We start from the raw sequence: 15,480 nt of genomic DNA, 5'->3' as shown, positions 1-15,480 counted from the left end.
CGGCATTCACCTTTTTTAATAAGGCAAAAAAATGCCTAAAGTTTGCCAACCGCTTGCCGATAACGAGATGACCTGTTGCTAATAGGAGGTTCTATGAGTCAATCCGTTGGCGCACTTGCGTCTGCTCAGGCTTTTGAAGTGCTGGGCGCTGTGATGGCAAAGAAACAACAAGAACAGCAAGGGCAAATGGCCACGAGCTTAGTACAAAATGCTATGCAAAGTATTGAGCCTACTGCCGCTGCACAATCTGTTGGAAATCTTGGCCAGAACATTAATGTGACGGTATAACGCAGCTCAGGAAGAGCGGTTAAGTAATAAGGCCAGCAGTTGCTGGCCTTATTTTTTGAGTTAAACAGCGGTGCTTTTCAGCTGTAAGGCGTTACCTGAAAAACGAATGCCATTCCAACCGGTGATCAAAAAATTGCGAATATTTTGATGATCGGTACCACTAGGAGTGGCCATTACCTGGCGATAATGCTCACCAAATAACTGTAAAGTTTGCGGTTCCGATAACTGGTGTAACAGGCCAAATGCAAAAATTTTGCAGGAACCGTTGCTCTGATCGGCGGCATTAGTCACTTCGCCGTTTTCAAAGGCCACGGCAGTAAAGTCATAGTGCTTATCAATAACGGCCATAGTTTGCGCAAAACTAATGCTGTCAGGCTCGGTACTTAACTGGATAAAAAAATCGTCTAACATAGTATCACTTCCGCTGTCGCGCTAGCCAAGTGCTTAATATTAAGAGTTGGCTGACGCAACTGCAATGCTTTGCGCCAGCCACGGGTAAATATATTCTGTGCAAGCTGCGGGCAACAACGACTAACTGTTGGCTGATTTAAAACTGATAGGTCATACCAAAACGAAAAACGTTTTTCGTGTCACCGCTATTTAACGACAACGTACTTCTTATGGCCCAGTCTGGGCTAAAGTAATAAGCAATTCCGGCCGTAGCACTGCCATAGTTATCGCCTAAGGTGTGATAACTGGCTTCTGTTAATAATTCAACTTGTGGCGTTAACGGATGGCGAGCGCCTATACCGAAAAAAGCACCGGTATCATCACGATCACCGCTGACGCCATCAATACCCGCTTGCAAGTAAGTTTGGCTGTTGGGTGTAAAGTCGAGTTTAAACCCACTGAGATAAGTCACGCCGAAACGAAAGGCATTAAAGTCTTGTGATGCCACCGTTTGTGGGCTGAACTCGCCCTGTAAAACCCAGGAAGGCGCTACGCGTAATGACCCTTCGATATAAGGTCCGTCTCCTGCCGCATCGGTATAACCTAAACCAAGATAATCCCAACGAATATCTGAGTTCGCTTGTACGGTGGCCGCAGCACTACTGAATAACATTATACAAATTAGTTGTTTTTTCATGACAATCTCCAATCATCTTATCGGCATGACCGATACAGCAAGGTTACTGACTGGCACTTTAGCGCTCACGCCTTAATGCTAACTGAACTGCCATCGTTCTACTTTATTGAATATTAGCCAGCAATTTTTGCAATTTTCATTCGATTGTTTATCCGGTTTAATCGTATTAACTATTTAAGGAGACATTATGCGTAAATTAAAAACGCTTATACCAGCAGTGACAGTATCAGACGGTGCTGGGGTAAAAATAAAACGCAGCTTAGGACAATCTGCTGATTTTAGGTTGGATCCTTTTTTAATGCTCGACTGTTTTGGCTCGGAGAAAGCGGATGATTATATTGCCGGTTTCCCCGCACACCCTCACCGCGGTTTTGAAACGGTGACTTATATGCTTGATGGCCATATGTTGCATAAAGATCACTTGGGTAATCAAGGTCACCTAAAAAGCGGCGGTGTACAATGGATGAGTGCCGGAAGAGGCATTATTCACTCAGAAATGCCGCAACAAGAATCTGGATTAATGCGCGGCTTTCAACTGTGGATTAATTTGCCCGCCAAAGAAAAAATGAAAGAAGCCGCTTACGTTGATATCAACCCCGCGCAAATACCGGTAGTGCACGCCGCTGACGGTATTCGCGTTAAAGTGATTGCCGGCAACTTTTGTTATCAAGACCAACAGGTGCAAGGTCCAATCCAAGGTTTAAGTACGGAACCGGTCTATTTTGATATTCATTTATCACCAGGTGCTCAGCTACAGTTACCGCTGCCTGATGGTCATAACGCTTTACTGTATCCTTATGAAGGAACTATAGAGCTGCACAGCGCTGAGCAGCAGGTTACCTTACCTGAGCATCAAGCGGCAGTATTATCAACACAAGGTGCGGTATCGCTCAGCGCGAAAACCGAGGTACGCTTTCTCGTGCTCGCCGCCCGGCCCATTGCTGAACCTATTGTGCAATATGGTCCTTTTGTAATGAACACTATCGCAGAGATCCAACAGGCGGTTAGCGATTATCAACATGGCCGCCTGACCTCTGGTCAGGCCATGCAGCCGATCCCGTTGCAGCAATAACCGGTTGTTTTAGCGTAATCCCCACGTTCGGCAGGAAAGGCAATGCTTTTCACTGCCACCCCGTTTATACTAGTGTTTTTTTACTTGCCTAGGCGGGACCATGCAATTAATCGGCATTATTGGCGCAATGGAACCTGAAATTGCGCTGTTACAGCAACAAATTGAATTAAATCGTACAGAAAAGTTAGGCGGCTATACTTTTTACATCGGTACTTTAGCCGGTAAAAATGTCGTTTTAGTGCAATCAGGTATTGGTAAAGTTGCCGCAGCCGTGGCCACAACCTTAATGATTTGCCAATTTAAACCTGACTGCATCATCAATACGGGGTCGGCTGGCGGTTTTGATCCTGAATTAAGCGTCGGCGATGTCGTGATCAGTACCGAAGTACGGCATCATGATGTTGATGTGACCGCTTTTGGATATGAAATAGGCCAAGTACCACAAATGCCCGCCGCCTACAAAGCGCACCCTGCGTTAATTGCTGCCGCTGAACAAAGCATTGCTGCGTTAGGCTTTTGTAAAACCAAAAAAGGCTTAATTGCCACCGGTGATAGCTTTATGTGTGATCCTGAACGGATTGCCCAAACACGACAACATTTTCCCAGCATGTTAGCGGTTGAAATGGAAGGCGCGGCCATTGCACAAAGCTGTCATATGCTGAATACCCCTTTTGTGGTGATCCGCAGCCTTAGTGATATTGCCGGTAAAGAATCCCCCGATTCTTTTGAAGCCTACTTAGAAGTTGCAGCCAAAAACAGTTCAGCCATGGTGGTTGAAATGTTGGGCGCTATCGCTGACTTAAACCTGTAACCTGCTTTGCTGATGGCAAACGAATTTGCCCTATCGCTGATCATACTGGTCGCGGCCCTGCTGTTTGCTCGGCTGCTACCTATTCCACTGATTTATCATCCACTCAGCTTTTATGCCGCATTTTGCCGAGCTTTAGCGCGCAAGGTTCACCCTGATCCAACACGTGCCAGCAGTCAGCAACGTCTCTCCGGTGGCTTGGCTTTATTTGTCGCCGTTAGCATACCTTTAGCCTTGCTGGTTGGTTTATACCTACTGGCCAGTTGGCCGCCATTGATTGATGTGATCGTGTTACTTTGTTGTTTAAACTGGCAACCTTATGTGCGGCAAACCGAAAAAATCATCATCAGCTTAGAAAAGTCCTTATTAAGCTTAGCGAAAACTCAAGCGCGCTTATTGCTGCTCAGAGATACCGCGCAGTTAAGCCAAATGGGCTTAGTCAAAGCATTACTCGAAAGCCTTTGTCTGCGGTTTAGCCAGCAAATCATCGGTATCATGTTTTGGTATCTGCTCGCCGGCGCCGCGGGGGTGTTGTGTTATCGATTGAGTCAAATAGCCAGCCAGCAATGGTCCGTTAAGTTAGAGCAGAACCAACATTTTGGCCTAGCCGCAGCGCAAGTGCAGCAATGGTTGAACCTGTTACCTTATTGGCTGAGTACTGCGCTGTATTGGCTACAGCGTCATTCTCGCCGAGCGCCAACGCTGTTAGCGTCCAAAGGTGCACCGATGCCCAAAGCGAAATTAAGGTTATTAACTCGGCTAAGCCAAACCTTGCAGGTAAGTTTAGCTGGGCCACTCTATTACCGAAAACAACGGGTCGATCGCCCGCGTCTGCAACAAGCTTATGAACCGGATATCGCCGATTTGCGGCGTATTTTGCGCTTACAACAGCATCAGTTTAATTTGTTATTACTCTGTTTTACGGCAATCGCCGGTTTAATCTTGTTCTTTAATTTAGGGTAAGCCTTCTATACGCTGCCAAAATGACTTACCGCACCGAATAACAAAACTGGACAAACAGCGCTTGCAAGGTATATGTTGCATAAACTTAAGTAATCAGTGTTTTTTTGCAAAGAAATTAACAAGGGCAAGGGAAATCGAGTTGTGAAATGGCTCCTCACTGTGTTTTTACTGTTGTTTACCAGTCTAGTGCTCAATGCACGAACTCAGTTTATGCCATTAACGCCAGAGCAAGGCTTGTCTCAGGGCGCGGTGCGAAAACTGCATCTAGATAAAGACGGTTTTCTTTGGCTCGCCACCGCCGGGGGTATTAACCGCTTTGACGGCAATAACGTTCATGAATTACACGCCAAACAATATCGCCTTTCTGAAATTGCCTTTAGTGAGTTATTAGAAGACAGCCAAGGGCGGCTTTGGGCCAGTGCAAACCATACGGGCTTATATCTGTTAGACCCTGCAGCCGGCCAATTTGAGTTATTTTTCACCCCACCGCGAAAGATTGGCCACCCAATAGAATCGACGATTATGAGCGTGATCGAACGTGATGCCGACAGGCTATTATTGGTCGTCAATGATGCAGTGTATCAGTTACAACTCAGTGACAAATCTTGGCAAAAAATATTTGATTTAACGCAGATAGGCCAAGACCAAGGTTGGATCCGCCATATCGCGTTACAGCAACAGCAGTTATTCATTGGTGCCTTTAACGGCTTGATCTTGTTTGATTTACAAAGCAATGAACATCACTATATTCCCTATTTGCCCGCGAACCAAGCGAGTATCAATGCAGACCAATCTCATGTCAAAAGCCTGTTGCTTAGTGATGATCAGCTGTATGTCGGTACGGTTTCTGGTTTATTTCAACTGCCACTTACCGCCATTTCCGCCTATGTTGAGCAAGGTACGCCCATTGCGGCAATGCCGATGCTTGCTGAACATAATATTTGGAAGTTAAAAACCCACGACAATCACGTCTGGATCGGAACCGATCAGGGGCTCTATCAATTGGCGCTCTCTGCCAAGCAACCCGAGTTGGCTTTACGTTTTTCTGACAGTGATCTGCTGATAGCCGATAACTCAGTGATAGATTTTGTACACGATAAACAAAACGGCATCTGGCTGGCGAGTCGTGAAGATGGCGCTTATTATTGGCATCCGAAAACCCAAGCATTTCGTTATCTGGCAGCAAGCCAAGGTAGCGGCTTTAGCAGTGATCGCACTACTCAACTATGGCAACAAGATCAGTATCTATGGCTTAGCAGCTTTAATGGCCTTAATCGCTACAATTTAGCCACCGACGAAAACCAAAGCTTTTTAGCAACGGAAAGCCCTTACATCCGAATGCGCGAAAGCCACATTCACCATTTCTTGCCTGGCAGCCAAGGTGAGTTATGGTTACAAGTCAGCATGGGGATCCGACGTTTTGATACTCAAACACTCAGTGTGAGTGTGCCAAGCCTGGCAGATAGCAGCCAGCAAAAGCTTCTCGCTTCAGGTGCAAAATTAGAACTTTATCATGCTGCCGATAATAGCCTGATTATAAGTCAACAAAAAAACCTTTATCGTTATCACATTGATACTGGGCACATTACGTCTCTAGAGCAGCTTAACCAACAACTGCCGATGGCATATTGGGGGCGTATTCTCGGCCAATTACCGGATCAAAGCTGGCTACTTAGCCTGGCAGGTCAACTTTGGCATTATCAGCCTGATACCGAAAAACTGCGTTTAATTTATCAACACAGTGATTATCAACCACAGCTAAATCGTTATGCTACTTCAATGCAAATTGATCATAACGGCACCTTGTGGGTAGGTATGCGAGGCATTGGCTTACTCAGTTTCAATTTAGAGAATTTAACGCTGCAGCAATTGTTTTCGGTTGATAACAAGCTGATGAGTAATGAGGTTTTTTCGTTACAACTGGATGATGCTGGCGATCTTTGGTTTGCCTCGCGTAAAGGCTTATTTCGACTGGAGCATGACAACCTACAACTGGAATTTTTTAACCAAGCCGATGGCCTAGCCTTTAACGAGTTTTATGATGGAGCCACCACCAAATTAGCGGATGGTCGTTTGGTCTATGGGGGGATGCGCGGTGCCATTATCGTCGAGCCTAAGCTGTTAACCGCCAATACTGCTCCGTTAAAAATGACCATTACAGAATTTAACGTGTTATCGGGTAAGCCTCAAACCATTCAAGGTCAGTTAAATAATCGTCAATTTCAGTTATCACATAATGATACTGGCTTAAAAATTCATTTTAGCGCCATGTCTTTTCATAATAACCATAAAATTGCTTATCGTTATTGGCTAACGGGCCAGCAAAATAATATCTATCCAGAACAATTTACCAATCAGGTACTGTTTCCCCAGTTACCCCCAGGTCATTATCAATTTTATGTCAGTGCCATTGCCCCATTAACCGGAGAGCAGAGTGCTCCGGCAAGCCTTAGCTTTATTATTGAGCCCCCGCTCTGGCGCTCGACTCCTGCCTATTTTATGTATGCCCTGTTGTTTGGCAGTATTTTTTTATTGTATTGGCGAAAACGCCGGCAACAGCAAAGTTTATTACGTCAAGCCAATCGGCAAATCCAACTGAGTGAGCAACGCTTAACACAAGCTTTAGCCTCGGTAAATGGTGGCGTATTTGAGTGGCTGGCTAAGCATAACCACCTAGTCTCAAATCGTTACGAGTCAGTATTAGGCTTCGAAAATCCACCACAAAGCATGCACTTAGAACAACATTGCCAGTTGATCCACCAAGATGATCGACAAGAATTTTTACAGCAATGGCGAAAACTGCTAGACGATCCTAGTTTTATGCTAGATGTCACTTACCGTATCCAGCATCAAGATAGCCGTTGGTTATGGTTCCGCGATCAAGCGCGGGTTACCGCAGTTGACGATGACAACAAACCGAAAAAAATCTTAGGCACCTTTAGTAACATTACAGAAACCAAAGCCAATAAAGAAAAAGCACGGCTCTTTGGTGAAGCCTTCCAACAAACGCGGGATTGGGTGGTGATCCTCGATACACAGCAACGTATCATTGCCGCTAACCATTCGTTTGCGCAGGCTTTTGGCAGTGTCGATACTTATGTCGACACACCACGAGTGCATCATTTGGGTATCAGCTTGGTACGCCGACGCTTTTACACTCGTTTATTACGTAGCATGCAAAAAGGCGAGCATTGGCAAGGCGAAGAGCGCGTGATCACGCCAGATGGCAAAGAACGGCCAACCTTAATCAATATTAGTGCGGTGGGTGAGCAAGGCTTGTCTTTCTTTGTGTTGGTGTTTACGGATATCACCGCACAAAAAGCCGCCGAAGCTGAACTGCGCTATCTGGCTAATTACGATGCGTTAACCGGCTTACCTAATCGAGCATTGTTAATGGATCGCATTATGCACGGTATTGATAAAACTCGCCGTGAACAGCGTTCTTTAGCCTTATATTTTATAGATTTAGATCGCTTTAAACATATTAACGATTCTCTTGGTCACGATATTGGCGACTTAATGCTAAAAGAAGTGGCTCGACGCTTAAAATTAACGCTGCGCGATACCGATACGGTTGCACGCTTGGGCGGTGATGAATTTGTTGTGTTACTTGAAGGCTATAAATCTGCAGATAACCTCAGCCATGTTGCACGTAAAATGCTGGCGGTGATTAGCGAACCCATGCAACTGGGTTCAGAAAATATTGGTGTGTCGCCCAGTATTGGCATAGCGGTCTTCCCTGACGACGCTTTAAATGGCACGGAGTTAATGAAACACGCCGATGTGGCGATGTATCATGCCAAAGAAGCCGGTCGCAATAATTTTCAGTTTTTTATGAAAGCGATGAACGAAAAAGCCCACATGCAACTGGCTCGCGAATCACGCTTACGTAAGGCGGTTCAAAAACAAGAGTTTATTAACTACTATCAACCCATCATCGATGCCAATACCAATCGCCTGGTCGGTGCTGAGGTACTGTTACGTTGGCAAAGCCCAGACGGCATGATTTCACCGGCAGACTTTATTCCACTTGCAGAAGATTTACGCTTAATCGTTAATATGACACAGCAGCTAATCGAGCGAGCTTTGCAAGATATGGTCAGTTGGCGGGCCGATAAGCATGAGGTTTACTTATCGATTAACTTATCAACGCAGCATTTAGAGCAACCGAAACTCGCGGAAACTGTGATCGAATTATTAAACAAGTACCAGTTACCCGTACAGTGCTTGCGCTTTGAAATTACTGAAAGCGCGCTGATGCGCGACCAACAAAGTGCCATCCTGACCATGCAATCGTTAAGCGATGCCGGCATTAAATTGGCCTTGGATGACTTTGGTACCGGTTATTCCTCGTTAAAATATTTAAAAGAATTGCCTCTGGATGCGATTAAAATCGACCGCAGCTTTGTGCAAGACATTGGCGTGGATCATAACGATGAAGCCATTATCGATGCCATGCTGAGCATGTCTTACAGCCTTGGGTTGTACTGTGTTGCCGAAGGGGTTGAAACCGAGCAACAATTATCATTTTTTAGGCAACGTAATTGCTCGTTAATACAGGGCTTTTTATTCAGCAAACCGCTACCTAATGCTGAGTTTATCGCCTTACTTAACTCGGGGCGGTTTGCCGGTTAGTCGCTGTCGAATATAAACTGATTTTTTCGTGATTCGCAAAGCGCGAGCAGATTTTCAAGTCGTCACCGCGTTATACTAAGCACCTTGATGTTTTATGGAACACGCCATGGCTCCTCACCTGCTAAAAGGTGCTCTACTTTTGCTGTTAGCTGAAGCCTGCTTTGCTGGCATAGGTGCGGTAGTAAAATTTACCAGTGAAACCGCTAGCGAAGCGCAAGTGGTGTTTTTCCGCAACTTTTTTGCCTTACTGCTGATGCTGCCTTTTTTATACAAACATGGCTTTAAAATGCTGAAAACGCAGCGTTGGTATCTGCATGCTAGTCGAGCGTTAACCGGCATTACGGGTATGTATTGCTTTTTTTATGTGCTCGCGCGCCTGCCACTGGCACAAGGTATGTTGGTATTATTACTCTCGCCGTTTGTCGTGCCGATCATTGCCCGTTTTTGGTTAAAGGAACGCCCATCGCGTTTGACCTTATTTGCTATTTTATTGGGCTTTGTCGGCGTAGTGTTAGCTTTACCGACACCCGATGCGGCGTTAAATGCAGTGTTGCTCGTTGCACTTTGCTCGGCAGTATTAGTGGCCATTACCAAAACCACCATTCGTTATATGTCGGATACCGAACCGGCTGTGCGTATCGTCTTTTATTTTTCACTGCTTACCGCCATCTTATCGGCCATCCCGCTCCCTTTCTATTGGCAGCCACTAAACCAAGACGTTTGGCTTGCTTTTATTGCTATGGGCATCTTAGCCGCCATTGGTCAACTGGCGATGACCCGCGCCTATGCCATTGCTCCAGCAAGTGATATTGGCATGTGGACCTACAGCAGCGTGGTGTTTGCCGGTGCTTTTGGTTATTTGATTTGGCAAGAGCCCGTCACCATGAGTTGGGCAGCGGGCGTACTGGTGATTTTTTATGCGGGTTACATCACTACCCGACAGCGATTAATTTGATTAAAAGACTTTTGCAGCTGTCTCTGGCACTGAGCGGTCAGACAGGCTAAAATACGCTCCCTTTTTTAGACGCATTAACACAGGTAACCACTGACAATGGGTAAAAAGCTGCATATTAAGACCTGGGGCTGCCAGATGAACGAATACGACTCATCAAAAATGGCCGACCTACTGGATGCAACGCATGGCTACACTTTGACCGAAGAGGCAGAAGAAGCTGATGTGATTCTGCTTAATACCTGCTCTATTCGGGAAAAAGCCCAGGAGAAAGTGTTCCATCAGTTAGGTCGCTGGCGTCCACTGAAAGAAAAAAATCCCGATTTGATCATTGGTGTCGGCGGCTGCGTGGCTTCGCAAGAAGGCAAAGCGATCCGTGAGCGCGCGCCCTATGTCGATATCGTGTTTGGCCCACAAACGCTGCATCGCTTACCCGAGATGATCAATTCAGTGCGCGGCTCACATTCTCCTGTGGTTGATGTGTCGTTCCCTGAAATCGAAAAATTTGACCGCTTACCTGAGCCAAAGGCCGATGGTCCAAGCGCTTTTGTCTCGGTGATGGAAGGCTGCTCTAAATACTGCACTTTTTGTGTCGTGCCTTATACCCGTGGTGAAGAGGTCAGCCGACCGTTAGATGACGTGTTATTTGAAATTGCCCAATTGGCGCAACAAGGTGTGCGTGAAGTTAACTTACTGGGACAAAACGTCAACGGTTATCGCGGTGCCACCCATGATGGCAGTATTTGTCATTTCTCTGAGCTGCTGCGCTTAGTGGCCGCCATTGATGGTATTGACCGCATTCGATATACCACTTCACACCCGGTTGAATTTACCGACGATATTATTGAAGTGTATAAAGACGTGCCTGAACTGGTCGATCATCTGCATTTACCGGTGCAGTCAGGTTCAGACCGGGTGTTAAACTTGATGAAACGCGGCCATACCGCCATAGAGTACAAAGCGCAGATCCGTAAATTAAAGAAAATACGGCCTAACCTGAGTATGTCATCCGACTTTATTATCGGCTTTCCTGGTGAAACTGATGAAGACTTCCAAGCGACCATGGATTTAATTCAATCCATTGGCTTTGATATGAGCTTTAGTTTTATCTATAGCGCCCGCCCAGGTACGCCAGCAGCCGATTTACCGGATGATGTCACCGAAGACGCGAAAAAGCAGCGCTTATATATCCTGCAAGATCGTATCAACCAACAGGCACTGAAAATTGCCCGTGGCATGTTAGGTACCGAACAGCGTATTTTGGTGGAAGGCCCGTCTAAGAAAAATATTATGGAATTAACCGGCCGAACCGAGAATAATCGCGTAGTCAACTTTGAAGGCTCACCCGATATGATTGGCGGTTTTGTTGACGTGAAAATTACCGATGTGTTCAGTAATTCTTTACGTGGCACCTTAATTCGTACTGAAGCGGAGATGGGCTTGCGCCGTGAAATTGCGCCGCAACAAATTCTTGCACGTCAGCCAAAAACTGACGATCTCGGTGTAACTCACTTTGTTCCCTAAGCGAACTGGACAATAAAGAGAAATTTATATTGAATAGTGACAGTAGTTATAGCACTGAATTGCTGATGGAGCCGGTTGATCACCGGCGCCTGACGCTACTTTGTGGCCCGTACGACGATAATCTGAAACACTTAGAACGCCGTTTACAGGTAAATATTAGCCACCGTAATGGCACCATGCGGATTGAAGGCCAACAGCCGAATGTCGACGCCACTATCGACATCTTGCAAGAACTCTATTTACTGACCGCGAATGTCGAGCAGCAACAAGACGGTATTACCCCAGAACAAGTGCACTTGATGATCAGCGAACACGTTGAAATTGAGTATCAAGATGCTGAACCCGGCAGCCGCCAGAAAGAATTTAGCCTAAAAACCAAAAAAGGCCTGATTAAACCGCGTAATCCTAACCAAGCGGCTTATGTTGCTAATGTGCTGCAACATGATGTGTGTTTTGGTGTTGGCCCTGCCGGTACCGGCAAAACCTATTTAGCGGTAGCGTGTGCCGTTGATGCCCTAGAAAGCGGCCTGGTTAAACGCATTATCTTAACGCGGCCCGCGGTCGAAGCGGGTGAAAAGCTCGGTTTCTTGCCTGGTGATTTAGCCCAAAAAGTCGATCCCTACTTACGGCCTTTGTATGATGCGCTATTTGAAATGCTCGGCTTTGAAAAGGTTGAAAAATACCTTGAGCGCGGCGTCATTGAAATTGCCCCCTTGGCTTATATGCGGGGGCGAACTTTAAATGATGCCTTTATCATCTTGGATGAAAGCCAAAATACCACCACCGAGCAAATGAAAATGTTTTTAACCCGCATTGGTTTTAGTGCCAAAGCCGTGATCACCGGTGATATAACGCAAGTCGACTTACCGCGTGGCCAGTACTCCGGTTTAAAACATGCCATAGATGTGCTGTCTGCCGTGCCAGAAATCAGTTTTAACTTTTTCAATGCCAAAGACGTGGTACGCCACCCTATTGTGCAACGTATTGTGCAAGCCTATGAAGCTTTTGAAGCGGCAAACCCAAAACCGAATGGCCCTGAGCAGCGAGAATTTAGAGCAAAATGAGCATCACCTTAGATTTACAGCTGGCCAGCTCTGCGAAAAATTTACCTAGCGAAGCGCAATTTCAACAATGGCTAAACGCAGCTGTAACGCCATTTCAAGCTGAGGCTGAAGTGACCATTCGTGTGGTGGATAATGCCGAAAGCCAACAACTGAATGCCCAATATCGCGCGAAAGATAAGCCCACCAATGTGCTGAGTTTTCCATTTCAATGTCCACCGGGCGTAGAATTAAGTTTGCTCGGTGATTTAATCATTGCTGCCGACGTAGTGGCCGCCGAAGCGAGCGAACAAGAAAAACCCTTGTTTGCACATTGGGCCCATATGGTGGTGCACGGGTGCTTGCATTTATTGGGATTTGACCATATAAATGATGAGGATGCCGTTGAAATGGAAGCCGAAGAAATTCAGATCCTCGCGCAGTTAGGCATAGCCAATCCCTATTTATTGGATGATGAATAGTTTTTATTATTTTAACGGAGCACAAGTTCACTGATGAGTGAAGACAACCCCCACTCTAGTCGCGGTTCTGCGAGTCGCAGTTGGTTAGAACGTATCGCCAACATTTTCAACGCAGAGCCTCAAGATCTGTCTGATTTGGAAGATATTATTAGCGAAGCGGCTATGCGTGAGCTAATTGATACCGATACCAAGGATATGTTGCAAGGTGTTTTGGACGTGTCAAAAATGCGCGCTCGGGACATTATGATCCCACGCTCACAAATGGCGACCATTGACATTGAGCAGCCCCTGTCTGAAGTACTACCCATCTTGTTGGAAAACAATCATAGCCGTTATCCGGTGGTCAATGAAGATAAAGACCATATCGAAGGCATTCTGATCGTAAAAGATATTCTGCAATATGCGTTGGATGACACGAATAACGATTGGCAGTGGAGCAATTTAGTCCGCCCTGCTGTGATTATTCCTGAAAGCAAAAAGGTCGATGCCTTACTGCGTGAGTTTCGGCAAAAACGCTATCATATGGCCATTGTGGTTGATGAATACGGCGGTGTTTCAGGCCTATTAACCATTGAAGATATCTTGGAACAAATCGTCGGCGAAATTGAAGATGAACATGATGATCACGAAGATCATGACATCAAAAAGATGGCCTCTCGGGTATTTCAAGTCAGTGCGTTAACCCCTTTAGATGAATTTAATGAAAGCTTCGGCACCTCTTTTGACGAAGAAGATGCCGATACCATCGGCGGTATCGTGTTGCATGCTTTTGGACATATGCCCGCCCGAGGTGAAAGCATTACGCTGGGCGATCTTAAATTCAAAGTGAGCAAAGCCAACAGCCGGCGTTTAATGCAACTTCAAGTGATTCAACCGCGCAAATCGGAAGAAGAAGGAAACTAATCATTTTGCGTTCTGGCTTATCTCGCTTGGCACTGCCGCTGGTTTTACTGGCGGCAGGCGCACTGAATACCCTAGCTTTTACGCCCTATCATTTGTGGTGGCTGCCGTTTTTTACCTTAGCGCTATTAGCGCTGGCCATTCGATACAGTAAGCAACCACGTCAAGCCGCTATTGCCGGTTTTAGTTATGGTATCGGTTGGTTTGGTGTCGGTATTAGCTGGGTGCATGTCAGTATTGATCAATTTGGTGGCTTGCCGCTGATTGCCAGTTTAGGCTTGATGGCGCTGTTAGTGGGCTACCTCGCGTTATTCCCAGCTCTCGCTGCCTGGTTAACCCGCCGTTTTGCCAATGCACTGCCCTTGCCGTTATTATTCGCGGCTAGCTGGATTTTCGCTGAATGGCTACGCAGTGTGATGCTAACGGGTTTTCCTTGGTTATCGCTTGGATACAGCCAAACGGATTCGTTATTACGGCATTGGGCACCATTAATTGGCGAAATTGGGCTCAGTTGGCTAATGGTGTTTATCGCCGCTAGCGGCAGTTTGTTGTACAAATCTTCCTTAGCACGCTGGCAACAAGCCAGTTTTCTAAGCATTGCCGTTATGCTTGTTGCTATCAGCCCGTTGCTTGCCCCCCTAAAAGGCTGGCAGTTAAGTGGTCAGACGGTGCCGGTGCTATTGGTACAAGGCAATATCAAACAAGATCTGCGCTGGGCGCCAGAGCAAGAATGGCCGACCATGCTGAAATACCTTGATCTCACTCGGCCACATTTAAGCGAACACCATATTATTATTTGGCCAGAAGCGGCTATACCGCAATTAGAACCGTTAGCCATCGATTTTCTAGAGAACCTCGATAGCTCTGCGACCTACAGCGACACCGCTATTATCAGCGGCATTATCGATTATCGACATAAAACCGGCGAAGCTTGGAATAATCTTATTGTGCTGGGTAAGCAACAGCCCGATGCTGAGCGCGGTCACTATTTTTATGGCCATGCTAATCGTTTTAGCAAACATCATTTGTTACCGATTGGCGAATTTGTGCCGTTTGAGCAGCTATTACGTCAGCTCGCTCCGATTTTCGATCTGCCGATGAGCTCCTTTAGCCGAGGTAGCTATGTACAACCGAACCTTATCGCCAATGGTGTACATTTATTGCCCGCTATCTGTTTTGAAATTGCGTTTCCGGCACAGATCCGTGCCAATTTCACTGCCGATACCCAGGTATTACTGACAGTCAGTAATGATGCTTGGTTTGGCGACAGCATTGGCCCCCATCAGCATTTGCAAATAGCGCGCATGCGCGCTTTAGAATTTGGCCGCCCAGTACTACGAGCGACCAACAATGGCATTACCGCTTCTATTGCCGCATCCGGAGAGATCCGGGAGCGCGCCCCCCAATTTACCGAAGCACTGGTGAGTGATCAGTTACCCTTAGCCACCGGACGTACGCTATACAGTACGCTGGGGGATCTGCCGGTGTTTCTACTTAGCCTACTGAGCTTGCTAACAGCAGCTTGGCGTGGTCGCCAGCAGCACAGTTTGTAGCTTTAACTTGGCGATTGTTCCACTCGCCGTCATCTTCATTTTGCCCCTGCCCACCCCGTGCTACACGCTAACATCGGTTTGCTCTAACCCGATGTGACCTTGTAACAAATTTGACGCTATGCGTTTAGGTTCTAGGTACATTAGCGATTAATTTTATAAAAAAGATTATTTATGTT

At 46.3% G+C, this 15,480-nt stretch carries 13 protein-coding genes; 11 read left to right on the top strand and 2 right to left on the bottom strand.

Going from position 1 to position 15,480, the window contains the following annotated elements; all coding sequences use genetic code 11:
- The first annotated feature begins 93 nt into the window (after nucleotides 1–93).
- Nucleotides 94–288 carry a hypothetical protein gene (locus L1N97_RS13165; RefSeq protein ID WP_226751264.1) on the top strand — a complete coding sequence of 65 codons (195 nt, stop codon included), beginning with the start codon at nucleotides 94–96 and terminating at the stop codon, nucleotides 286–288.
- A 60-nt stretch (nucleotides 289–348) separates the two neighbouring features.
- Here L1N97_RS13165 and L1N97_RS13160 read toward each other — a convergent pair whose 3' ends face one another.
- Together L1N97_RS13160 and L1N97_RS13155 are read right to left on the bottom strand one after the other, a co-directional pair.
- A complete protein-coding gene (locus L1N97_RS13160) occupies nucleotides 349–699 on the bottom strand; it encodes a HopJ type III effector protein (protein ID WP_236130097.1) in 351 nt (116 codons plus the stop codon).
- 136 nt (nucleotides 700–835) lie between these two features.
- Nucleotides 836–1,375 carry a porin family protein gene (locus L1N97_RS13155; protein ID WP_236130096.1) on the bottom strand — a complete coding sequence of 180 codons (540 nt, stop codon included), beginning with the start codon at nucleotides 1,373–1,375 and terminating at the stop codon, nucleotides 836–838.
- Between the two features lie 187 nt (nucleotides 1,376–1,562).
- On the opposite strand from L1N97_RS13155, the gene L1N97_RS13150 reads away from it, so the two are divergent.
- The 10 genes from L1N97_RS13150 (at nucleotide 1,563) to lnt (ending at nucleotide 15,304) form a co-directional block, all read left to right on the top strand.
- Nucleotides 1,563–2,447 carry a pirin family protein gene (locus tag L1N97_RS13150; RefSeq protein WP_236130095.1) on the top strand — a complete coding sequence of 295 codons (885 nt, stop codon included), beginning with the start codon at nucleotides 1,563–1,565 and terminating at the stop codon, nucleotides 2,445–2,447.
- A gap of 100 nt (nucleotides 2,448–2,547) precedes the next feature.
- Nucleotides 2,548–3,258, top strand: coding sequence for a 5'-methylthioadenosine/S-adenosylhomocysteine nucleosidase (gene mtnN / locus L1N97_RS13145; protein ID WP_236130094.1), 711 nt, complete (start codon nucleotides 2,548–2,550; stop codon nucleotides 3,256–3,258).
- 12 nt (nucleotides 3,259–3,270) lie between these two features.
- Complete coding sequence (locus tag L1N97_RS13140; protein ID WP_236130093.1) at nucleotides 3,271–4,218, top strand: cobalamin biosynthesis protein CobD/CbiB; 948 nt, start codon at nucleotides 3,271–3,273, stop codon at nucleotides 4,216–4,218.
- Nucleotides 4,219–4,359: 141 nt separating this feature from the next.
- Entirely contained in the window at nucleotides 4,360–8,853 is a 4,494-nt protein-coding gene (locus L1N97_RS17040) for an EAL domain-containing protein (RefSeq protein ID WP_236130092.1), read from the top strand.
- Nucleotides 8,854–8,959: 106 nt separating this feature from the next.
- Nucleotides 8,960–9,808: a DMT family transporter gene (locus L1N97_RS13130; RefSeq protein WP_236130091.1), complete on the top strand. Its 849-nt coding sequence runs from the start codon at nucleotides 8,960–8,962 to the stop codon at nucleotides 9,806–9,808.
- Nucleotides 9,809–9,904: 96 nt separating this feature from the next.
- Nucleotides 9,905–11,329: a tRNA (N6-isopentenyl adenosine(37)-C2)-methylthiotransferase MiaB gene (miaB, locus tag L1N97_RS13125; RefSeq protein WP_236130090.1), complete on the top strand. Its 1,425-nt coding sequence runs from the start codon at nucleotides 9,905–9,907 to the stop codon at nucleotides 11,327–11,329.
- A gap of 65 nt (nucleotides 11,330–11,394) precedes the next feature.
- A complete protein-coding gene (locus L1N97_RS13120; RefSeq protein ID WP_229586478.1) occupies nucleotides 11,395–12,393 on the top strand; it encodes a PhoH family protein in 999 nt (332 codons plus the stop codon).
- On the top strand, nucleotides 12,390–12,851 hold the full coding sequence (gene ybeY / locus L1N97_RS13115) for an rRNA maturation RNase YbeY (protein WP_229586406.1): 462 nt from the start codon (nucleotides 12,390–12,392) through the stop codon (nucleotides 12,849–12,851). Before L1N97_RS13120 ends, ybeY begins: the two co-directional genes overlap by 4 nt.
- A gap of 33 nt (nucleotides 12,852–12,884) precedes the next feature.
- Nucleotides 12,885–13,754, top strand: coding sequence for an HlyC/CorC family transporter (locus L1N97_RS13110; protein WP_229586404.1), 870 nt, complete (start codon nucleotides 12,885–12,887; stop codon nucleotides 13,752–13,754).
- A 5-nt stretch (nucleotides 13,755–13,759) separates the two neighbouring features.
- The gene (gene lnt / locus L1N97_RS13105) at nucleotides 13,760–15,304 is read left to right on the top strand and encodes an apolipoprotein N-acyltransferase (RefSeq protein WP_236130089.1); all 1,545 of its coding nucleotides are present in this window, start codon (nucleotides 13,760–13,762) and stop codon (nucleotides 15,302–15,304) included.
- Nucleotides 15,305–15,480 lie beyond the last annotated feature (176 nt).

It is taken from the genome of Rheinheimera sp. UJ63 (assembly GCF_021568285.1).
Classification (GTDB): domain Bacteria; phylum Pseudomonadota; class Gammaproteobacteria; order Enterobacterales; family Alteromonadaceae; genus Alishewanella; species Alishewanella maricola.
This window is presented reverse-complemented; position numbering and strand designations above follow the sequence as displayed.